22 protein-coding genes are annotated in these 20,216 nt (G+C 38.4%); 11 read left to right on the forward strand and 11 right to left on the reverse strand.

Features of this window, described 5'->3' with window-relative positions; genetic code table 11:
* Nucleotides 1-10: 10 nt before the first annotated feature.
* Nucleotides 11-367 (reverse strand): hypothetical protein, encoded by a 357-nt coding sequence (locus AAY42_RS14330; protein ID WP_055396422.1) that lies wholly within the window; start codon nucleotides 365-367, stop codon nucleotides 11-13.
* Nucleotides 368-369: 2 nt separating this feature from the next.
* Complete coding sequence (locus AAY42_RS14335) at nucleotides 370-744, reverse strand: hypothetical protein (protein ID WP_139063743.1); 375 nt, start codon at nucleotides 742-744, stop codon at nucleotides 370-372.
* A gap of 151 nt (nucleotides 745-895) precedes the next feature.
* Between AAY42_RS14335 and AAY42_RS14340 the strand changes: the two genes are divergently transcribed.
* The 6 genes from AAY42_RS14340 to AAY42_RS14365 all read left to right on the forward strand — a co-directional run bounded on the left by AAY42_RS14340 (nucleotide 896) and on the right by AAY42_RS14365 (nucleotide 7,656).
* On the forward strand, nucleotides 896-1,570 hold the full coding sequence (locus tag AAY42_RS14340; protein WP_055396425.1) for a TetR/AcrR family transcriptional regulator: 675 nt from the start codon (nucleotides 896-898) through the stop codon (nucleotides 1,568-1,570).
* 4 nt (nucleotides 1,571-1,574) lie between these two features.
* Complete coding sequence (locus AAY42_RS14345) at nucleotides 1,575-3,242, forward strand: peptidase domain-containing ABC transporter (protein ID WP_055396429.1); 1,668 nt, start codon at nucleotides 1,575-1,577, stop codon at nucleotides 3,240-3,242.
* A 7-nt stretch (nucleotides 3,243-3,249) separates the two neighbouring features.
* Nucleotides 3,250-4,602, forward strand: coding sequence for an HlyD family secretion protein (locus AAY42_RS14350; RefSeq protein ID WP_055396430.1), 1,353 nt, complete (start codon nucleotides 3,250-3,252; stop codon nucleotides 4,600-4,602).
* A complete protein-coding gene (locus AAY42_RS14355) occupies nucleotides 4,586-6,001 on the forward strand; it encodes a TolC family protein (RefSeq protein WP_055397952.1) in 1,416 nt (471 codons plus the stop codon). Before AAY42_RS14350 ends, AAY42_RS14355 begins: the two co-directional genes overlap by 17 nt.
* Before the next feature lie 50 nt (nucleotides 6,002-6,051).
* Nucleotides 6,052-6,906: a YitT family protein gene (locus AAY42_RS14360; RefSeq protein WP_055396433.1), complete on the forward strand. Its 855-nt coding sequence runs from the start codon at nucleotides 6,052-6,054 to the stop codon at nucleotides 6,904-6,906.
* Nucleotides 6,907-7,029: 123 nt separating this feature from the next.
* Complete coding sequence (locus AAY42_RS14365; RefSeq protein WP_055396435.1) at nucleotides 7,030-7,656, forward strand: thioredoxin family protein; 627 nt, start codon at nucleotides 7,030-7,032, stop codon at nucleotides 7,654-7,656.
* Nucleotides 7,657-7,797: 141 nt separating this feature from the next.
* On the opposite strand, the gene AAY42_RS18665 is transcribed toward AAY42_RS14365, so the two are convergent.
* The 7 genes from AAY42_RS18665 to AAY42_RS14400 all read right to left on the reverse strand — a co-directional run bounded on the left by AAY42_RS18665 (nucleotide 7,798) and on the right by AAY42_RS14400 (nucleotide 12,226).
* Entirely contained in the window at nucleotides 7,798-8,103 is a 306-nt protein-coding gene (locus AAY42_RS18665; protein WP_055396437.1) for an HNH endonuclease, read from the reverse strand.
* An 18-nt stretch (nucleotides 8,104-8,121) separates the two neighbouring features.
* Nucleotides 8,122-8,574, reverse strand: a complete 453-nt coding sequence (locus AAY42_RS14375) for a hypothetical protein (protein WP_055396439.1) — start codon at nucleotides 8,572-8,574, stop codon at nucleotides 8,122-8,124.
* A gap of 165 nt (nucleotides 8,575-8,739) precedes the next feature.
* Entirely contained in the window at nucleotides 8,740-9,459 is a 720-nt protein-coding gene (locus tag AAY42_RS14380; RefSeq protein ID WP_055396441.1) for an energy transducer TonB family protein, read from the reverse strand.
* 84 nt (nucleotides 9,460-9,543) lie between these two features.
* Nucleotides 9,544-10,233 (reverse strand): tRNA pseudouridine(55) synthase TruB, encoded by a 690-nt coding sequence (truB, locus tag AAY42_RS14385; RefSeq protein ID WP_055396443.1) that lies wholly within the window; start codon nucleotides 10,231-10,233, stop codon nucleotides 9,544-9,546.
* 45 nt (nucleotides 10,234-10,278) lie between these two features.
* A complete protein-coding gene (locus AAY42_RS14390; RefSeq protein WP_055396445.1) occupies nucleotides 10,279-11,073 on the reverse strand; it encodes an undecaprenyl-diphosphate phosphatase in 795 nt (264 codons plus the stop codon).
* Between the two features lies 1 nt (nucleotide 11,074).
* Nucleotides 11,075-11,338: a DUF3098 domain-containing protein gene (locus tag AAY42_RS14395; protein ID WP_055396447.1), complete on the reverse strand. Its 264-nt coding sequence runs from the start codon at nucleotides 11,336-11,338 to the stop codon at nucleotides 11,075-11,077.
* A gap of 9 nt (nucleotides 11,339-11,347) precedes the next feature.
* Complete coding sequence (locus tag AAY42_RS14400; protein ID WP_055396449.1) at nucleotides 11,348-12,226, reverse strand: cell division protein FtsX; 879 nt, start codon at nucleotides 12,224-12,226, stop codon at nucleotides 11,348-11,350.
* Nucleotides 12,227-12,416: 190 nt separating this feature from the next.
* On the opposite strand from AAY42_RS14400, the gene AAY42_RS14405 reads away from it, so the two are divergent.
* The 4 genes from AAY42_RS14405 to AAY42_RS14420 all read left to right on the forward strand — a co-directional run bounded on the left by AAY42_RS14405 (nucleotide 12,417) and on the right by AAY42_RS14420 (nucleotide 17,755).
* A complete protein-coding gene (locus tag AAY42_RS14405) occupies nucleotides 12,417-15,311 on the forward strand; it encodes a leucine--tRNA ligase (protein WP_055396451.1) in 2,895 nt (964 codons plus the stop codon).
* Between the two features lie 82 nt (nucleotides 15,312-15,393).
* Complete coding sequence (locus AAY42_RS14410) at nucleotides 15,394-15,648, forward strand: SemiSWEET family sugar transporter (protein WP_055396453.1); 255 nt, start codon at nucleotides 15,394-15,396, stop codon at nucleotides 15,646-15,648.
* Between the two features lie 186 nt (nucleotides 15,649-15,834).
* The gene (ald, locus tag AAY42_RS14415; protein ID WP_055396455.1) at nucleotides 15,835-16,935 is read left to right on the forward strand and encodes an alanine dehydrogenase; all 1,101 of its coding nucleotides are present in this window, start codon (nucleotides 15,835-15,837) and stop codon (nucleotides 16,933-16,935) included.
* A gap of 124 nt (nucleotides 16,936-17,059) precedes the next feature.
* The gene (locus AAY42_RS14420) at nucleotides 17,060-17,755 is read left to right on the forward strand and encodes a zinc metallopeptidase (protein WP_055396458.1); all 696 of its coding nucleotides are present in this window, start codon (nucleotides 17,060-17,062) and stop codon (nucleotides 17,753-17,755) included.
* A 50-nt stretch (nucleotides 17,756-17,805) separates the two neighbouring features.
* Here AAY42_RS14420 and AAY42_RS14425 read toward each other — a convergent pair whose 3' ends face one another.
* Nucleotides 17,806-18,276, reverse strand: a complete 471-nt coding sequence (locus AAY42_RS14425) for an Lrp/AsnC family transcriptional regulator (protein ID WP_055396459.1) — start codon at nucleotides 18,274-18,276, stop codon at nucleotides 17,806-17,808.
* 48 nt (nucleotides 18,277-18,324) lie between these two features.
* Nucleotides 18,325-19,698, reverse strand: coding sequence for a saccharopine dehydrogenase family protein (locus AAY42_RS14430; protein WP_055396460.1), 1,374 nt, complete (start codon nucleotides 19,696-19,698; stop codon nucleotides 18,325-18,327).
* 80 nt (nucleotides 19,699-19,778) lie between these two features.
* Between AAY42_RS14430 and AAY42_RS14435 the strand changes: the two genes are divergently transcribed.
* Entirely contained in the window at nucleotides 19,779-20,171 is a 393-nt protein-coding gene (locus AAY42_RS14435) for a DUF423 domain-containing protein (protein WP_055396462.1), read from the forward strand.
* The last annotated feature ends 45 nt before the right edge of the window (nucleotides 20,172-20,216 follow it).

The following is a 20,216-nucleotide window of genomic DNA, read 5'->3' on the forward strand; positions in this document are numbered from 1 at the left end:
AACTTAAATATTATCGCGTATATAATGCCATCTCACCTGTGTTTATAGCTCCATTAAGTTCTGCGGTCAAAGTTTTGTATACTCTAAAAAACTTTCTTCCATTAGATTTTTTGAACGTAATTATCGGATTGTCACTATGAGATATTTTTGTAACTGTAACCACAGAATTTTCTAAGGTTGAGATATTGGCAATGCCACCTCGTTTGATAATAAAGTTTTTACGTGTAACATTTATATTTTTATATATAACACCTGATGGCTTACCTATGACAAGTTCATCACCTATTTTCACTAAATCTTGGTGATTTTGTGCATTTATGCTACCGATTAGCAAGGAAAAGATTACTAAAAAAAGGAAAGGTTTCATAATTACATTGATTTTTCATTTACAGCTTTCTCTTTGACCAAAATTGCTTTTATGGTAGATTTATAGCCATAAAACTTCCTGCCATCCTCCCTTCGCAAAACAACTTGTGTGCTTCCATCGGGCATTATATCCATTTGATCTATAACAACAATATTTCCATGAAAGTTCATGGTAAGGCCAAATCCCGATGATGAGTTTAGGGAGTTGTTGAGTACTACAATATCTGAATATGGGATTTCCAAGAGCATTCCCAACTCACTATCTCCCCGGCTCTCAACAAAGTGTTTAAATTTTATGTGTTGTGTCTTTTCTTGAGCTATAGTTTGAAAACCTAACAACAGCATACAGAATATGCAAAATGGTAAAAATTGTTTCATGGGCTTAGGTTTTAAGTTAAAAACTTTACTATAAAGATAGGATTAATCTCATAATAAAAAGCATTACTATTGTTAATAAGTAGTTAAACTATTATAATTTAATAGTATTACTGTTATATTTGTTTTGAAATTATTTAAAGGCATACATAATATGGAAAGATTAATGCAATCTATACGAATAGGAATCAACGAAAAAATCTATGTGAAAGACCCTGAATCATCCGATCTGGGAAAAAGGATTGTTGAGCAAAGTATTTTAATGATTGATGATATGGGTTTTGAAAGCTTTACCTTCAGAAAGTTGGGGGAACGCATAAAGTCCAATGAAAGTTCCATTTATCGCTATTTTGAAAACAAGCACAAATTATTGCTCTATTTGGCCTCGTGGTACTGGGGGTGGTTGGAGTACAAAATGGTCTTTGCCACCAATGCAATATCAAATCCAAGTGAAAAGCTTAGAAAAGCCATCGATATTTTGACACAAACGGTTGAAGAAGATGTCTCGTTTTCGCATATAAATGAGGTTTTGCTGAATAAAATCGTAATAAATGAATACTCTAAATCGTATTTGACCAAAGAAGTTGATCAAGAAAATAAGGACGGTTATTTTGTTATTTATAAAAGACTTGTAAATCGCCTGCATGATATGATAGTGTCAATGGACGGCGAATATGAGTTCCCTTCAAGTTTGGCAAGTACTATTTTAGAAGGTTCGCTACACCAATATTTTCTTAGAGAACATTTTCCAATGTTAACCGATTGTAATAAAACTACAACCCCAACTCATTATTTCACCGACCTAGTCTTCAAGACTTTAAATTCATAAACCTATGTCAAAAAATATTCTTACCGCCTGGCAACGCCTAATGGGAATGCTGGCACTGGATAAGAAAGATGTGATGCAAGTTTTTTACTATGCCATTTTTGCTGGCTTGGTAAATCTCTCACTTCCTCTAGGGATTCAGGCAATAATAAACCTAATACAGGGCGCACAAGTAAGTACCTCATGGATTGTCCTGGTTGTTTTGGTTACTTTGGGTGTTGCATTTGTAGGGGTCTTACAACTGATGCAAATACGTATTATTGAAAACGTTCAGCAAAAAATATTTACCAGGGCATCCTTTGAGTTTGTGTATCGATTTCCAAAAATAAAGATGAGCCAATTGCGCGATTTCTACCCACCAGAACTGGCGAATCGCTTTTTTGATACATTGACAATACAAAAAGGACTTTCAAAAATATTGATTGATTTTCCGGCGGCTTTTCTACAAATTGTCTTTGGATTGTTGCTTTTGTCATTCTACCATCCATTTTTTATCATATATGGATTGCTTTTGATTCTTCTTATATATGTGGTATTCAAATTTACCGCACAGAAAGGACTGGAGACCAGTTTAGATGAATCTAAGAACAAATACCGTGTGGCACACTGGATTCAGGAAATAGCAAGATCTTTGGTGAGCTTTAAACTTTCAGGAAAAACTACACACGGCATTGATAAAAATGACACTTTGGTGGCCAATTATTTAGACGCCAGGGAAAGTCATTTTAAAATTTTGGTGATTCAGTTTATCCAAATGATCGGTTTTAAGGTTTTGGTTACGGCCGGACTTTTATTGATTGGTGGATTACTCGTTCTTAATCAAGAAATGAACATTGGGCAGTTTGTAGCTGCTGAAATCATTATTCTTTTGGTCATTAGCTCTGTTGAAAAAATGATATTGGGTCTTGAAACTTTCTATGACCTATTGACCTCATTGGAGAAATTGGGACAAGTAGTGGATAAGGAGTTGGAACCACAAGATGGGGAAAAACCTTTTGCTGAGCATGAAGGATTTACAGTTGAACTTCAAGACGTTTCCTATAATGTACCTGACAGGGATAAAAAAATCATAGACAATGTTTCTATGACCATTACCCCCTCGTGTCAAATTTTATTGCAGGGCCCGAGTGGTTCCGGCAAATCTACGTTGTTGAGGATTATCGCAGGAATATTGGAACCGGACGCCGGTAAAATCTTTGTAAACAATATTGCCCTGCAAGGTTTGAACCTTAGTTATTATCGTTCACATTTGGGGCAATCGTTGAGTGAGGAATCCCCATTCGAAGGAACCATACTAAACAATATCACTTTTGGAAACAAGGACATCTCCCAGGAAGATGTGTATTGGGCCTTGGAGAAAACGGGACTCACCAGTTTTGTAAAAGAACAGCCAAAGGGATTAAAAACCGTTTTGTACCCAGAAGGGAGACAGATTCCATATACCATTTCCAAGAAAATAGTTTTGGCACGAAGCATTGTTACAAAGCCCAAACTTTTAATCCTTAAGGACCCATTAGATCAATTTGGAGATAAAGAGGCTGAAAAAATAATGAATTTTATTACGGACCCATCCAATGGGTGGGCCTTGGTCATCGTGAGTGAAAACCCTAAATGGATAGAACGTTGCGGGCGTATTATTACAATTGAGAACGGAAAATTGATTAACGAAAGATAATAAGGCCATGTTAAATATTTCACCAAACAAGTTGAATGAAAAAGTTGACCTGAGCGGCTATAAAGCGGTCAAAAAAGTCTTTTATAGAACACATTACAAACATTTTAATCGACTTCTGGCAACATTCTTTATCATTGCTTTTATTGTAATGTTCTTGCCTTGGACGCAGAATATTACTGGAAAAGGGTACTTAACCACCCTAAAGCCGGACCAACGCCCACAGACCATTCAATCGCCAATTCCAGGGCGAATAGAAAAATGGTATGTTAGAGAGGGGGATTATGTAAAGAAAGGAGATACCATCCTCTTTATTTCAGAAGTGAAAAGTGAATATTTTGATCCAAATTTGGTTGAGCGTACAGGTCAACAAATTAGAGCAAAATCCATGTCCGTAACCTCGTATGAAGAAAAGGTAAAAGCGCTGAATGCCCAAATTAGTGCACTGTCCAATGAACGTGTTTTAAAATTGGAACAAGCCAAGAACAAACTCATTCAATCCAGGTTAAAAGTACAGAGCGATAGTATAGATTTTGAGGCGGCAAAGACCAATATTTCTATCGCGGAGCGACAATATAATCGAATAGACCAACTTCAGAAAGAAGGCTTAAAAGCGGTTACCGATGTGGAGGAAAAACGATTGAAGCTCCAAGAGACGCAGGCCAAATTAATTTCCCAGGAAAACAAGTTGTTGGCCAGTAAGAATGAAGTTATCAATGCCCAAGTAGAAATCAACAGGGTGCAAGCGGCATACACTGATAAAATTTCCAAGGCACGCAGTGATATGTTCACCGCACAATCCAATCAGTTTGATTCAGAGGCACAAGTCACCAAGTTGGAGAATGCCTATACCAACTATGAAATGCGTAACAACATGCTCTATATAAGAGCACCCCAGAGTGGCTTCATCAATAGGGCAATACAATCTGGTATTGGTGAGACCTTTAAAGAAGGAGATCGTTTAGTTGGAATTATGCCCTCTGAATATGATATGGCGGTGGAAACCTTTGTAGAGCCCATAGATTTACCGTTGATTCATATTGGAGAAAAGGTTCGGATACAATTTGATGGTTGGCCGGCAATAGTTTTTAGCGGTTGGCCCAATGTTTCCTTCGGAACTTTTGGAGGTGAAGTAGTGGCCATAGAAACTTTTATAAGTGACAATGGAAAGTATAGGGTATTGTTGGCTCCGGATAAAGAAGATGGGGCATGGCCAAAAGATATTCGGGTAGGCTCTGGAGCAAATACAATGGCACTATTGGAAGATGTTCCCATTTGGTTTGAACTTTGGAGACAATTGAATGGTTTCCCCCCAAATTATTATCAACCTGAAAACGGAATGGCCAATGTCAAAAAGAAATAAGTATGGAATCTGTCTTTGGGTATTCTTATTTGTAGCTGTCTTTGGGCTTCATGCACAGCAAGATACCTTGGCGCTTAATTTTAAGGAGTATTTGGGGTATGTAAAAAAATACCATCCCATTGCAAAACAGGCACAGCTCACTATAGCCATGGGGCAGGCCAATCTAATGAAGGCCAGAGGCGGTTTTGACCCTAAAATTGAAGTGGATTACGATAGAAAGGAATTTAAAGGTATTGAATATTGGGATAGACTCAATACCACCTTTAAAATTCCAACATGGTTCGGAATTGAGCTCAAAGGAAATTTTGAACAAAATCAAGGAGCATTTACAAACCTTGACGAATCACTTCCTGACGATGGACTGTACAGTGCAGGTGTATCCATGTCATTGGGTCAGGGTTTTTGGGCCAATGAGCGCATGGCAACTCTTAGAAAGGCCAAGTTTTTTAGGGAACAATCAAAAGCAGATCAAGATTTATTGGTCAATGAGGTACTGTATAATGCTTCCCTGGCTTATTTTGATTGGTTAAGAGCGTATAAAGACGCCTTGATTTTTGATGACTTTCTTCAAAACGCCGAAATACGTTTTCAAGGAGTAAAGCAAAGGGCACTTTCTGGAGATATAGCTATTATAGATACCGTAGAGGCCAAAATTATAGTGCAAGACAGGGCACTTAATTTGGAACAGGCCAAAGTAAAGCTGATGAAAAAGTCTTTGGAACTTTCCAACTTTTTATGGATAAATGATGTGCCTGTTGAATTACAGCCACAAGTTATTCCCGATGAGAATGTGGAAAATGACATTGATGTGACCTTGGAGATTATGGGTAAACCTTTAGATAGCTTTACCTTGGAAAACCATCCCAAGCTGAGGTCTTTGGAATACAAGATTGACGGTTTGGTGGTTGACAAAAGGCTCAAGGCAAATAAGTTATTGCCCAAGTTGGATGTGGAGTATAATTTTTTGACTGAATCTCCCGATCAAATCAATTCGTTGGATATTGACCAGTACAAGGGAGGACTCAGTTTTCGGTTGCCACTTTTTTTGAGAAAGGAACGGGGTGATCTTAAATTGGCAAAGTTTAAACTACAAGACGCGCAATTTGACCGCGACAATGCCCAGGTCGAGATTCAAAATAAGGTTGTGGCAATTTATCGAGAGTTGGATTCCTACACGACCCAAAACCAATTAATAGATAATATTGTGAGGGATTATAACACACTTTTGACCGCTGAAGAACGCAAATTCAGTTTTGGGGAAAGTTCACTGTTTTTGATCAATTCACGGGAAAGCAAACTCATAGACTCATCCCTGAAACAAAATGAGGTGCAGAATAAATTTTTCTATACAAAAGCTCTGTTGTTTAAGAGCTTGGCCATTAACCCAGAAGCCCTATAGCTGACTTAGCACAAGACTAAAGCAACTACGGAGTTTTAACCATAAGCAAAATGAGAGTAAACCCGATAATAAAAGATACTTTTTTTATTGTAACAGGAATCTTTTCAGCTGCATTTGGCTTAGAAAGTTTTTTGCTGCCCAATAGGTTTATTGATGGCGGTGCTACTGGAATTTCACTTTTGGTTACAGAACTTACTTCCGTTCCGTTATGGGTTTTGATTATTTTGGTGAATATTCCATTTCTGTTTTTGGGGTATCGCGTATTGGGAAAGCAATTTACCATTAAAGCTATTCTGGCAATTTTAGGATTGGCTTTGGTATTGGTATTTGTTCAATTTCCAGAAGTGACCCAAGACAAGTTATTGGTTGCCGTTTTTGGCGGGTTTTTTTTGGGTGCGGGAATAGGACTTTCCATTAGAGGTGGTAGCGTCTTGGACGGAACAGAGGTTTTGGCCATTTTTTTGAGTAGAAAAATGGGAGCCAAAATAGGGGATGTTATCATTTTAATCAATATTCTGATTTTTTTGGCTGCCGCGTATCTATTATCGATTGAGGCCGCTTTATATTCCATGTTGACCTATTTGGCCGCCTCCAGAACCTTGGATTTTGTACTTGAAGGTATTGAAGAGTATACCGGGGTTACCATTATATCAGAAAAAAGCGAAGAAATCAGAGTAATGATCACAGAGAAGTTGGGAAGGGGATTAACCATCTATAAAGCAAGTGGCGGTTATGGAAAAAAAGGGGAGCATAACGAATATGACGTTGTCTATACCGTAATCACAAGGTTGGAGATACGGAAATTGAATATTGAGCTCAATAAAATCGATGCCAATGCCTTTGTGGTCATGAATAGTATAAACGACACCAAAGGAGGCATGGTAAAGAAACGATTACTGAACTAATAAGGAAGGCTATTTTTTCACTTACCTACAATGCCTTGTAAGTTTTCAACAGAGAATACAACCAATGATAAAAATCAGCTTATAGGCTGATTTTGAGGCTTAATTTTGAAAAAAGTATTGATTATGGAAGTAGCTGAAAAAAAATCGAAGAAGGAACGTTTACAACTTATACAAAACGGTATTTCAAGCAGCATGAATTATAGGGAATATCGTGATTTGGTGCAGTATTTGGCCAAGAATAGGCAAACCACGGGCAAAGATCAGTTGGAATCGCTTATCAATTATACAGAGCTCAATGACCGTAGAATGAACCGTTGGGACAAGACCTTAAAACTATCTCCAGAAATTGAAGTCAAAATTTCCAATAGTAAAAAAAGACTTACCCTTTTGGTATTGAGTGAAAGTTGGTGTGGCGATGCTTCGCCCAGCTTGCCTGTAATGAACAAGATAGCTGAGTTGAACCCAAATATTGAATTAAGAATACTACTTAGGGATGAAAACTTGGAGTTGATGGACGAGTTCTTAACGAATGGTTCCCGGTCTATTCCAAAATTGATTGTTCTGGACAGGGAGACTGAAGAAATAGTTGGTGAGTGGGGGCCTAGATCAAGTATTGCCACAGAAATGGCCGAAGCGTATAAAAAAGAGCATGGCACACTTACTTCAGAGTTCAAACAAGACCTTCAGCTGTGGTATAACAAAGATAAAGGCCAGGATATTTTAAAGGATTTGTTGGGGTTGCTTTTCTAGCAAGCATTTTTTGGGTTCATTTATAGGTCTCGGCTGTGGTTTCGTTGGGGCGTGGTAAATCTAGTTTTTGGTGGTTTCTATGTTTCAAGTTAACGAATTGTAGCTATAAATTATAGCCCGTGTTGAACCCAGGCTTTTTTGTTAATGTAATTTGTCATGACATGATTTGCAAATTGAAACTAACCATTTAATAGGTTCTTTTCCAATATTTTTCTTCGCATATCTTTTATGATGAACTTGTGTTGCTCGTTTTCCACAGTAAACGCATTTCCAGTTATCACGTTTTAAGACAACATAGCGTTTTCTTTTCCACTCGTCAGATTTTAAATAAGTATTACGATAATAGTTCCGACGACGTTTTCGCTTTAAGTTGAAACTCCAACGTTTAAATAGCCAAGGAACTAGTCCAACAACTAGCAAGAGGAGTAATAATTTGATCTCTTTCATATCATTTTCTAATGATATTTAACTAATCGTCAAATCATTTGGCCAATCGTATTCTTCTTCATTTTTCCAAGGCGCCCCGATTTCTACACTGCTCACCTTCCCAAATTCCACATTAAGAGTAAGCCAATTGTCATCGTCACTGTGAGTCGACCAGAAATCATACTCTTCTATTTCCCATTTCTTCACTAAATCCCCAAAAACCTCATTTTTAATCGAATCGGCATCTTGGTCAATTATTTTAAATCCGTTGAACGACAATTGCGGACTAGCGCAGTAAATGTATCCTAATCGGTTGTCCTCATTTTTGTAAATGGTTAGCCTTAATTTTTGATTATTGTATTCTAAGTAAACATTGTCTGAATCCTCTTCGTCTTCTTGAATTTTATCTGGTATTCCTATTGTTCCATAAACCATTTTTTGAAACATACCAAACTTTAAGTCTTCAATTCCAATATTAAGTTTGAGTTCCATTTTTTTCAGTTTGCGTACAACGTTAAGCTAAGGACTGTTTTAATTTCCTTTAATGACTGACAAGTGAAGTTCGGGAAATTTAACGTAAGATTCAAAAGGAAATTAGTATATAAATCCTTTGGATTACTAAACCACTAGGGTTGGGGTAAACCTAAAATTGATACCCTATTTTCGTTGGAATAGGTAGGTAATCGTACCAATTTGAGAAACCTTGGAATCCGGGTTAAATCTCGCTTTTAGGGCATAAGCGATTGCATTATCTACCAAACAGCCATTACTGGTCCCTGAACTTTGGTCATTAAAGTCAGCCTCCGTAACATAGCCAGAAGCATCCACCTTAATATTTATAACAACTTTTCCGCCTTCAATACAGGTATAAATTGGAGGTGGTAAAGAATACGCATTTCTATCGATCAGGGAATACGAAATGGAGGTACGCTTATCTTTTAAATTGTTGGTAAACTCCTCTTTTTGTGCTTCGCGCTCCCCTAAGAGTTGTTTTTTTTCTTCGCGTTTGGCGGCCAATTCCTTTAATTGTTCCGCGAACTCCCCATCTGAATCACTTGGAGTCCCTTGATCATTGTTCAAGGCGCGTTCTTCCAATAATTCTTCCAATGTTTTTAAGGGTTCTGGATTTCCAACAGATGGTTTGGCCGTTTCGTTAAAGGCCATATGGCTTTTTATAGGGTCGTTATTTGCCATTTCTTCCAGCCGTTCCTCTTCTTCCCGCAACAGTTCTTCGATATCCTCATCGGCCAAACTCATTTCAATAACATATTCTTCTTCTTTTATGCCTCCCAAATGAATGTTGAACAACAACAAAATCACAAGAGACATAGAGAAAAAAGTTATTAAAAAAGATAACTGGTTCCTGTTTAGGTTCATGGTGATACTATAACCGCTTTTTTTTAAAAATATTTTATCCCAATGTTCATGCCTTATCTGTTTTTTTAAAGGAATTTAACTTCTTTACGACAGATTTTCCTTGAAAACCGTTGGGGTAATGGCATTATTTACGTTGAAATCACCTATTTTGGTTCTTCTAAGGGTAGATAAATGGGCGCCAGATTGTAGTGTTTTCCCAAAGTCATGCGCCAAAGAACGAATGTAGGTGCCTTTGCTACAAACCACCCTAAAATGCACATTTGGCATATTTACTTGGGTAATTTCAAATTCCAGGATTTCAATTTTTCTGGATTTTATTTCAATTTCCTTTCCTTCGCGTGCAAATTCATACAACCGTTTGCCATCTTTTTTTAAGGCTGAAAAGATTGGCGGGACTTGGTCAATTTCACCCAAAAAGTGTTCCGTGGCCTGCTTAATGCCATCTGGGGTTATATGTTCTGTTGGGAAGGTTTGGTCTACTTCAGTTTCCAGATCATAGGATGGTGTGGTTGTACCCAAGGTAAAAGTTCCGGTGTATTCTTTGACCTGCCCCTGAAGTTCAGGGATTTTCTTGGTGAATTTTCCGGTGCAAATAATTAAAAGCCCGGTGGCTAGCGGATCCAAGGTGCCTGCATGCCCTATTTTAAATTTTTTTAGGTTGAATTTTTTTCGAATGGCCCATTTTAAGGCATTGACTGCCTGAAAAGAACTCCATTCCAGTGGTTTGTCAATCAATAAAATCTGACCATTTAAAAAGTCCTCTTTGGTTTTCAAGCCGGATTGAATTTTAAATTAATAGGGATCACTTTCTGAAAGAACTTACCCCCAAACACTCCAAGCAATGGCAATAAGACCTATAATCAAACAATAAATGGCAAAATAGGTAAGCTTGCTTTGTTTTACCAACTTAATCATCCAAGTACAGGCTGCAATACCGGTAATAAAGGCGGCAATAAAACCAACACCCATGGCAATGGCCTGGTCTCCAACAAAATTGATGTCGCCACTTAAGAGGTCCTTGGCCACTTTTCCGAATATCAAGGGAACCACCATTAAAAATGAGAAACGGGCAGATTTTGTTTTGTCAACACCCAAAAGCACTGCTGCGGAAATGGTAGCCCCACTCCTTGAAATTCCTGGAAGTATGGCTACAGCCTGTGCCATACCAATAACAAATGCACTGCGATAAGAAACACCTTTGTCCGTAGTTTTTGCCAAATCTGCCAAGTACAAAAGAATTGCGGTAATGAGCAACATGATGCCTACAATAATGATTGCACCATCAAAAAAGACCTCTAGGAAATCCTGTAAAAAAAAGCCGATCAAAGCGGCGGGAATCATTGAAATAATGATCTTGAGCGAGAATTGCGTTTCTTCATTCCATTTAAATTGAAAAAGCCCTTTAAAAATTTCCGCAACATCTTTTCTAAAAACCAATATGGTACTTAAGGCAGTTGCAAAATGTAGAATAACCGTAAATAAAAGACTTTCCTCAGGAAGTGAATCCGCACCTAGAATAGCTTTCCCCAATTCTAAATGTCCGCTGGATGATACTGGTAAAAACTCAGTCAGTCCTTGAATAATTCCAAGGATAATGGCATCAATGATTTCCAAATTACTTTTTGTTTTTGTTAGGATTCAATAAAATGGCGTAGACCTGTATCCCCAAACCTATCAATATTAAGGTAGGAGCCAAGCGTATTCTTCTAAAATTGTAGATATCCGGATTAAACACATTTGGGTCATCACTTCCCCCCCCACTCATTAAAATAAACCCCAACGCAATAAAGGCGAGTCCAATAAAGAGAAACATATAGTTTCTTTTTTGAAAAATAAATTCCTTGCTAGGTTTTTGTACGTTCTTATTTTTCTTACTCATGTTGTAAAGTTAATAATAAAGGTCATCAGTTCTTAAATTCAGGAAACGCTGTGTTGCAATATGGGTACTCGCCCATGAAATAACAACTCCAAGGCCAAAAATACCAACAAACAATGCGATTAGAACAACGAAATCCTTGAATAAATCCAATTCGGGAAAATTGTTGTTCACGTAATACAATACAATGGCCAAAGCAATCAGGGCCAACGAGGCCCCAAACATTCCCAGCTTAATGTTTGTCCAAATAAAAGGTTTTCTAATGAACACCTTAGTTGCACCCACCATTTGCATGGTCTTTATGATAAAACGTTTGGAATAGATGGAAAGTCGAATGGAACTATTGATCAACAGCACGGCGATAAAGGTGAAAATTGCACTTGCAACAAGAATCCATAGGCTTATTTTACGAACGTTATTGGTAAGCAATGAAATCAAGGGTTTGTCATAGCTTACTTCATCCACATAGGTTTTAGCTGCGATACTTGCGGCAATTTCTTCAATCTGTTCAGGAGAAACAAAGTCGGCCTTAAGGTTCACATCAATTGCATTTTTTAATGGATTGTATCCCAGAAAATCTGTAAAATTTTCCCCGATATCCTCGCTATATTGTTCAGCCGCATCCTCTTTGGACACATAGTCGGCCGATTTTGTATAATCCGCCAGCGCCAAACTTTTCTGCAACTGGTCAATTTCCACCGGCTTGGCATTATCCTTTAAAAAAACGGAAATGGTAATCTGCTCCTTAAAGTGATCCGCCAATTTTTTGGTGTTCAAAACAAGGAGTCCCAAAACCCCGAGTAGGAAAAGGACCAGAGCTATGCTCAAAACCACTGAAAAATAAGAGGAAATCAGCTTTCTACGTTGATATCGTTCAATATATTGACTCATACAGCAAAATCAGTATGTAAAAATAGAAAAGTAAATCGTAATTAGGGGATTAAAGCTATTTTTGCAATTCGAAAAGTTAGACACTATAGGTGTCATTTTGAGCTTCAATGCTATTGGAACGAGAAATCTCTCGGGTTAATTTGAGACATCTCGACTGCGCTCGATGTGACATTATAAATTGAATGGTACTATGAACTACGATTTTCAAAAAATCGAGGAGAAATGGCAGAAGTATTGGAAGAAAAACGAAACCTTCAAGGCTTCAAACAATTCAGATAAACCAAAGTTCTATGCGCTTTCCATGTTTCCTTACCCCTCAGGGGCGGGATTGCACGTGGGGCATCCGCTTGGTTATATAGCTACGGATATCTATGCCCGCTACAAAAAGCATAAAGGGTTTAATGTATTGCATCCAATGGGATACGATTCTTTTGGTCTGCCAGCAGAACAGTATGCCATCCAAACGGGACAACACCCTGCAATTACTACAGAAACCAATATAAAAAGGTATCGAGAGCAGTTGGACCAACTTGGTTTTTCGTTTGATTGGAATCGCGAAGTGCGAACCTCAGATCCCAAGTATTACAAATGGACGCAATGGGTTTTTATCCAATTGTTCAACTCATGGTATAATAAGGATACGGATAAGGCTGAATCTATTTCGGACTTGATTTCCATTTTTGAAAAAGAAGGAAATGCGGCAGTGCATGCTGCTTGTGATGATGATACGCTAACGTTCAGTGCAGAAGACTGGACTAATTTTTCAGAAAAAACCAAGCAAGAGCTACTTCTAAAATATAGATTGACCTATTTGGCGGATACCGAAGTAAACTGGTGTCCCGCTTTGGGGACTGTTTTGGCCAACGATGAAATCGTGAACGGCGTTTCAGAACGCGGAGGACATCCCGTTATCCGAAAGAAAATGACGCAATGGAGCATGCGGATTACTGCCTATGCCCAACGTTTGTTGGATGGATTGAATACCGTTGATTGGCCACAACCACTCAAAGATTCGCAAACCAATTGGATAGGTCGCTCCGAAGGAGCCTCTGCTATTTTTAATGTCATTCCGAGAGAGCAAAGCGACGAGGAATCTCATCAAATCGAAGTGTTCACTACCCGCCCCGATACCATTTTTGGGGTAAGTTTTATGGCCTTGGCGCCAGAACATGAGTTGGTGTCGCAAATTACCACCCCAGAACAGAAAGAAGCTGTGGAAGCTTACGTGGAAGCTACGGCAAAACGCTCGGAGCGCGACCGAATGGCCGATGTAAAAACCATTTCAGGAGCCTTCACTGGGGCATATGCAGAACATCCCTTTACCAAAGAGCCCATTCCTATTTGGATTGGCGATTATGTGCTTGCAGGATATGGAACAGGGGCTGTAATGTCTGTTCCCTGCGGTGATCAACGCGATTACGATTTTGCAAAACACTTTAAGATTCTCATTCCCAACATTTTTGAAGGGATAGATATTTCTGAAGAAGCCTTTGCTGATAAAGAAAAAACCATCATTGCCAATTCTGACTTTTTAAATGGGTTGCCCTATAAAAAAGCGGTTAAGCGTGCGATTTTTGAGTTGGAACGGTTAGGTCAGGGAGAAGGAAAAATAAATTACCGCTTGCGCGATGCCGTTTTTAGTCGCCAGCGGTATTGGGGAGAACCCTTTCCGGTGTATTATGTAGATGGAATGCCGCAAATGATTGCTGATGAGCATTTGCCATTGGAACTGCCTGAAGTTGAAAAATACCTTCCTACGGAAACGGGTGAACCGCCTTTGGGCAATGCTACCGTATGGGCTTGGGACACCGAACAATGTACAGTGGTCAATAATGAATTGATCAATCACAAAACGGTGTTTCCTTTGGAATTGAACACCATGCCCGGTTGGGCGGGGAGTTCCCAATACTTTAATCGGTATATGGACCCGCACAATAAGGAAGCCATTTACTCCCAAGACGCGGTTGACTATTGGGAAGATGTGGATTTATATATTGGAGGTAGCGAGCATGCTACGGGACATTTGTTGTATTCCCGTTTTTGGCAAAAGTTCTTGTTTGATCGCGGGATTGCCCCCAAGGATGAGTTTGCCAAAAAGTTGATTAATCAAGGGATGATTACGGGGACGAGTGCATTTGTTTATCGAGTGGCTCAAAGAACCGATGTTTTTGTGTCGAAAGGAATTATTGAGAAATACCTAGATATTAACACAAATAAAGAGGCTTTCAAATTGATTCAAAGTCTTTCAGGAGTATCTGTTGAAGAACTTTCATTTGACGAAATTCGTGTTGATGTGGATTTTGTCAATTCATCAGATGAATTGGATATATCTAAATTTAGAAATTGGCAACCGGAGTTTAAACATGCAAAATTCATTGATGAGAATGGAATTGTGAAAGTTTCTCGCGAAATCGAAAAAATGTCCAAATCCAAATACAATGTCGTTAACCCAGATGCCATTTGTGAGGAGTACGGGGCAGATTCCCTTCGCTTGTATGAAATGTTTTTGGGACCTCTGGAGCAATCCAAACCCTGGAACACCGCCGGGATTACGGGCGTGCATTCCTTCCTTAAAAAATTATGGAAGTTATATAGTGCTATTGATGAAGGTTCAGAGCCATCAGCAGAAAATTTAAAAACGTTGCACAAAACCATCAAAAAAGTGGAGGAGGATATTGAAAATTTCTCCTTCAATACTTCGGTATCCACCTTTATGATCTGTGTAAATGAATTGACAGCCCAAAAATGTACCAGCAAGGCAATTTTAGAGCCATTGGCCATCTTGGTTTCACCTTATGCTCCCCATATTTCCGAGGAGCTTTGGGAAAGGTTGGGGTATTCAACATCTATTGCAGAAGCTCCGTTTCCAATATTTGAAGAGAAACATTTGGTAGAAAGTAGCAAAGAGTATCCTATTTCTTTTAATGGTAAAATGCGTTTTACCATGGAACTTCCCTTAGATTTGGATAAAGATGCTATTGAGGTTGCCGTTATGGCCCATGAAAAAACCCAAGCACAATTGCAAGGGCGAACGCCTAAAAAGGTAATTGTTGTACCTGGCAAGATTGTGAACATTGTGGGCTAAGGAATCCTTATTATAGGAACATAGCTTTTATTGGAGTTGAAGTAAAGGTATCCCCGTATAAGAACATTAAATACCACCAACTATGGAAACCATTGAAATAATTGGTCTTGTGGCCGCAACATTGACCACTAGTTCGTTTGTCCCGCAAGTCTATAAAACCTGGAAATACAAATCTACCAAAGACATTTCCTTTACCATGTACATAGGATTTTTTGTTGGGACCATGCTTTGGTTGTACTACGGAATACAATACCAAAGTCTGGCCATTATTTTGGCTAATGCCGTTACTGGAATTTTGGTGTTGTTCATGCTTCTTTTAAAATTTAGATATAAATGAACCCTATAATTAATAGGGTATAAAATGTATAATTGAATATATATTTTAATATACCCCCTATGATTTTAGGGTAAAATGATAAAAAAAGTATTTTTTCAACGATTACCCCCTATTTTTTATCGAAATTATTTCGTAGTTTGTTTTTTTTGTAACACTTTTGAAGTGTAAATCAAAAAAAGCAACAAAATGATTGTAGGTATTCCAAAAGAAATCAAGAATAACGAAAGCCGAGTTGGAATGACTCCGGCTGGAGTTTTTGAATTGGTAAAGAATAACCATACCGTTTATGTGCAGTCTGGAGCAGGTGAAGGTAGCGGTTTTTTCAATCAGGATTATCAACAGGTTGGTGCAAGTATTTTAGAGACAATAGATGAGGTATACGCTGCAAGCGATATGATCGTAAAAGTAAAGGAGCCCATCGAAACAGAATATCGATTGATTAAAGAAGGTCAGATTGTGTTTACCTATTTCCATTTTGCTTCCAGTGAAAGATTGACCAAAGCTATGGTTGATAGTAAATCGGTCTGTATTGCCTATGAAACAGTTGAGGATGCTGAAGGAACATTGCCCTTGCTAACGCCAATGTCGGAAGTAGCTGGAAGAATGGCAATTCAACAAGGAGCAAAATATTTGGAGAAACCCGTAAAAGGTAGAGGAGTGCTTTTAGGAGGTGTTCCTGGAGTGGCACCCGGAAGGGTTTTGGTATTGGGCGCAGGTACCGTAGGTATTCAAGCTGCTAAAATGGCAGCCGGATTGGGTGCCCATGTAACCATATTGGACGTTAATATGAAACGGTTGCGCTATGTCAATGATGTAATGCCCAGTCATGTAGTCACCGAATTTTCAAATGAATTTAATATCAGAAAGCATATAAAAACCCATGATCTTATTGTAGGAGGTGTGCTCTTAAAAGGAGCAAAAGCACCAAACCTTATCACTAGGGATATGCTTAAAGAAATGCGCCCGGGAACCGTAATTGTGGATGTTGCGGTAGACCAGGGTGGTTGTATTGAAACAACAAAAGCCACAACCCATGAAGACCCGGTGTACATTATAGATGATATTGTACACTATTGCGTAGCTAATATGCCTGGGGCAGTCCCTTACACATCTACGGTTGCCTTGACTAATGTAACACTGCCCTATGTATTAAAATTAGCTAACATGGGATGGCAAAGTGCCTGTAATTTGGATAAAGCCCTTTCTAAAGGGCTTAACATTGTTGAAGGAGAAATTGTATACAAAGAAATTACAGAAGCCTTTAATTGGGAGCCTGTATTTGCTTAACACGCATTTTGTCAGTAAAATAGCCCCGCCCAAAAATGGCGGGGTTTTTGCTTTTCAATGGGTATGATATTTCTGTGTAAATGGGAATGTTTAGTATCTTTAAATAATTTCAAAAGCTAAAACTATGATGACATATTATATATTGATTGGTGCTGTGGCCTTGATCAGCTGGGTTGTAAGCAGTCGATTGAAAAGTAAATTCAAAAAATATTCCAAGGTTCACCTTCGTAATGGTATGAGCGGAGCTGAAATTGCGCAAAAAATGCTTGATGACCATGGTATTAGGGATGTCAAAGTGATTTCCACTGCTGGAATGCTCACAGATCATTACAATCCTAAAAACAAAACTGTAAACTTGAGCGAAGGGGTGTATAGCCAACGCAATGCATCTGCAGCTGCGGTTGCCGCGCATGAAGTTGGTCATGCCGTGCAACATGCCCAAGCCTATGAATGGCTGACCATGCGATCTAAGTTGGTTCCTGTGGTTAGCGTTACGTCTGGGATGTCTACTTGGGTGGTTTTTGGTGGATTGATGCTAGGTGCCGCAGCAGGAGTTGGAATTGGCTACTATATTGCCATTGCTGGTTTGGTAATGATGGGCTTTGCTACAATTTTTAGTTTTATCACTTTACCCGTGGAATATGATGCAAGCAACCGCGCATTGGCATGGCTAAAGCAAAAAAATATGGTAAGTCAAGAGGAGTATGCCGGTGCTGAAGATGCCTTAAAATGGGCGGCCAGAACCTATTTGGTTGCGGCTTTGGGAGCCTTGGCTTCATTGGTGTATTGGGCTTTCCAAGTTTTTGGCGGAAGGGACTAAATTTATTGGAACAAAATATGAGCCCGTTTGAAGCAATTCAAATGGGCTTTTTATATTGAAATCTGTCGGTCTATCTGCTGATTTAATGAAATAAAGGTCTCAGTTCTGGAAACTCCATCGATTTGTTGAATTTTTTTGTTCAATACCATCATCAAATGTTCATTGTCCTTGCATAAAACCTTAATAAGAATAGACCAGTTTCCAGTTGTATAATGGCATTCCAGCACTTCAGGAATTTTTTCCAAAGCTTTGACTGCTTGAGGATTGGCCATTGCCTTGTCCAGAAAAACACCAATGTAAGCCATTGTGGTATATCCCAAAACTTTGGGGTTGATGATGAATTTAGAGCCTGCCAACAATCCAGATTTTTCCAATTTACGTAGCCGTTGATGTATCGCGGCTCCAGAAATACCGATGTTTCGGGCAATTTCTAAAATGGGCCTACGGGCATCTTCCATCAAATACCTTAGTATTTTTTTATCAATACCATCAATTTTAACCGAACTGTTAGGAGTCTTCATAGGAATTATTGAAAATTGTAGTTAAAGATACCTAGAAACTATAAAACTTTAACTTCCAATAGAGTTTGGGTTGTATCCTAGGTAGGGCACTTCGTATTCCTTAAAGTTAATTCCATACTGTTTTAGTTCAGAAAGTATGGGGCGGTAAACTTCGCTTTTTATTGGAATTTGTACGCCAGGAGTCTTGATTTTCCCATTTAGAATTTGGAGCGCTGCCATCGCAACGGGCAGGCCAACGGTTTTTGCCATTGCAGTATAATTTTGATTTTCACCCAATACCACCATGTTGGCATCTATTTGTTTTTTCTTACCATCAATTTCATAACCAAATTTGTGGTACATAACGATCATGTCCTTCTCATCTGCTTCAAGGGTCCAATTATCTTCAAGGATATATTGCAGCATTTGGGCCGGACTGGCATTTTTTAATGGAATTCGTTTCGTTTCGTCAAAAAGATTCAATTCCAATAGTTTCCCCCATTTAATATCATCTTGGTCAATTTTAAGGTAATGGCGCAATTTCAATTCAACTGAATCAGTTGGTGAGTAGGGTAAAAATAAATTCACAAATTGTCGGTAAGACATGCCCTCAGAATTTTCAATGTTGTAACTATCATCCGTCATGCCAAGTAGCACAAACATTTGCCATGCTTTGGAGAAGCCCACTCTGCGCATTGTGCCGCGATAAAGTGTCAAAACATCCTGAAGACCGTAAGCGTCCCTATATTTTAAGGAATCCCTATTGGGATATACCTCAAAAGAGCCATACCCGTCAATATTTAAAAGTTCAGTACGGCGAAATAGTTTTTGGTACGGAATATATTTATAGGATCCTTCTTGGATAAATTTTGCAGCTCCACCTTGACCGGCCAGTACCACATTTCTTGGGTTCCATGTAAATTTATAGTTCCAAAGATTTGAATCGTGTTCAGGGGCAACCAAACCACCCGTAAAAGATTCAAAAAGTAACATTTTTCCGCCCTGATTGCGAATACGATCAATAACTTCCATGGCACTCATATGATCTATGCCAGGATCCAGCCCTATTTCATTCATAAAAACAAGACCGCTTTTTCTTGCGTCATTGTCCAGTTTTTGAATCTCTTTGCTTATATAAGATGCAGTAACAAGATGCTTTTTATAGTGGATACAGCCCTCCGCTATTTTTATATGTAGTCTTGGGGGCAACATTGAAACCACAATTGATGCTGATACTATGGCCTTCCTTCTTTCGTCATCATTAAATATGTCCAAAGCAATGACAGTACAATTCTTATGGGAGGAAATGGAGGTTGAAATGTTCTCAGGATTGATGTCGCCAATTAACAAATGAAGATTCTCCTCTTTTGATTTTTTTAGGATATAATCCAATAGATATGAGGTAGATTTTCCTGCTCCAAAGACCAAAATAGTGCGGGCCATAGGTTTTAGTTACTTTTGATTAAAACGAAATACTAAGGTATCAAATTGTTATATTTTTAAAAATAAAGGGAATTTAAGTTATGAACAAAACAATTTTATTGACCGCAACACTACTAGGACTGCTAGCAATTCTTTTGGGTGCTTTTGGGGCACATGGATTGGAGAAATTAATCACTGGATATGCTATTGATACCTTTGAAGTTGGGGTACGCTATCAAATGTACCATGCACTTTTTTTGTTGATTTTGGGAGTTTGGGATGGGCTTCGTATAAAGCAGAAAAGAACAGTGTTCATTTTGATTCTTACGGGTGTTATTTTGTTCTCTTTTTCAATTTATGCCCTGTCTATCAATAGTTTATTCAATTTTGAATTTATGAAAATAGCAATATTAACTCCCATAGGTGGCACTTTTTTAATTTTAGGGTGGTTTCTTTTTGGGTATTACATTTTAACCAAGAAATCGATTAAATAAACTATAATAAAGCCTTTTAGAGATTATATTTTTCTAGTTTTGTAC

It is taken from the genome of Flagellimonas eckloniae, from assembly GCF_001413955.1.
Classification (GTDB): Bacteria; Bacteroidota; Bacteroidia; order Flavobacteriales; family Flavobacteriaceae; genus Flagellimonas; species Flagellimonas eckloniae.

Excerpts from the sequence above, each read along its gene's own strand:
- AAY42_RS14330 (WP_055396422.1), bottom strand. The coding sequence starts at position 367 with ATGAAACCTTTCCTTTTTTTAGTAATCTTTTCCTTGCTAATCGGTAGC.
- AAY42_RS14335 (WP_139063743.1), bottom strand. The coding sequence starts at position 744 with ATGAAACAATTTTTACCATTTTGCATATTCTGTATGCTGTTGTTAGGT.
- AAY42_RS14340 (WP_055396425.1), top strand. The coding sequence starts at position 896 with ATGGAAAGATTAATGCAATCTATACGAATAGGAATCAACGAAAAAATC.
- AAY42_RS14345 (WP_055396429.1), top strand. The coding sequence starts at position 1,575 with ATGTCAAAAAATATTCTTACCGCCTGGCAACGCCTAATGGGAATGCTG.
- AAY42_RS14350 (WP_055396430.1), top strand. The coding sequence starts at position 3,250 with ATGTTAAATATTTCACCAAACAAGTTGAATGAAAAAGTTGACCTGAGC.
- AAY42_RS14355 (WP_055397952.1), top strand. The coding sequence starts at position 4,586 with ATGTCAAAAAGAAATAAGTATGGAATCTGTCTTTGGGTATTCTTATTT.
- AAY42_RS14360 (WP_055396433.1), top strand. The coding sequence starts at position 6,052 with ATGAGAGTAAACCCGATAATAAAAGATACTTTTTTTATTGTAACAGGA.
- AAY42_RS14365 (WP_055396435.1), top strand. The coding sequence starts at position 7,030 with ATGGAAGTAGCTGAAAAAAAATCGAAGAAGGAACGTTTACAACTTATA.
- AAY42_RS18665 (WP_055396437.1), bottom strand. The coding sequence starts at position 8,103 with ATGAAAGAGATCAAATTATTACTCCTCTTGCTAGTTGTTGGACTAGTT.
- AAY42_RS14375 (WP_055396439.1), bottom strand. The coding sequence starts at position 8,574 with ATGGAACTCAAACTTAATATTGGAATTGAAGACTTAAAGTTTGGTATG.
- AAY42_RS14380 (WP_055396441.1), bottom strand. The coding sequence starts at position 9,459 with ATGAACCTAAACAGGAACCAGTTATCTTTTTTAATAACTTTTTTCTCT.
- AAY42_RS14395 (WP_055396447.1), bottom strand. The coding sequence starts at position 11,338 with ATGAGTAAGAAAAATAAGAACGTACAAAAACCTAGCAAGGAATTTATT.
- AAY42_RS14400 (WP_055396449.1), bottom strand. The coding sequence starts at position 12,226 with ATGAGTCAATATATTGAACGATATCAACGTAGAAAGCTGATTTCCTCT.
- AAY42_RS14405 (WP_055396451.1), top strand. The coding sequence starts at position 12,417 with ATGAACTACGATTTTCAAAAAATCGAGGAGAAATGGCAGAAGTATTGG.
- AAY42_RS14410 (WP_055396453.1), top strand. The coding sequence starts at position 15,394 with ATGGAAACCATTGAAATAATTGGTCTTGTGGCCGCAACATTGACCACT.
- ald (WP_055396455.1), top strand. The coding sequence starts at position 15,835 with ATGATTGTAGGTATTCCAAAAGAAATCAAGAATAACGAAAGCCGAGTT.
- AAY42_RS14420 (WP_055396458.1), top strand. The coding sequence starts at position 17,060 with ATGATGACATATTATATATTGATTGGTGCTGTGGCCTTGATCAGCTGG.
- AAY42_RS14425 (WP_055396459.1), bottom strand. The coding sequence starts at position 18,276 with ATGAAGACTCCTAACAGTTCGGTTAAAATTGATGGTATTGATAAAAAA.
- AAY42_RS14430 (WP_055396460.1), bottom strand. The coding sequence starts at position 19,698 with ATGGCCCGCACTATTTTGGTCTTTGGAGCAGGAAAATCTACCTCATAT.
- AAY42_RS14435 (WP_055396462.1), top strand. The coding sequence starts at position 19,779 with ATGAACAAAACAATTTTATTGACCGCAACACTACTAGGACTGCTAGCA.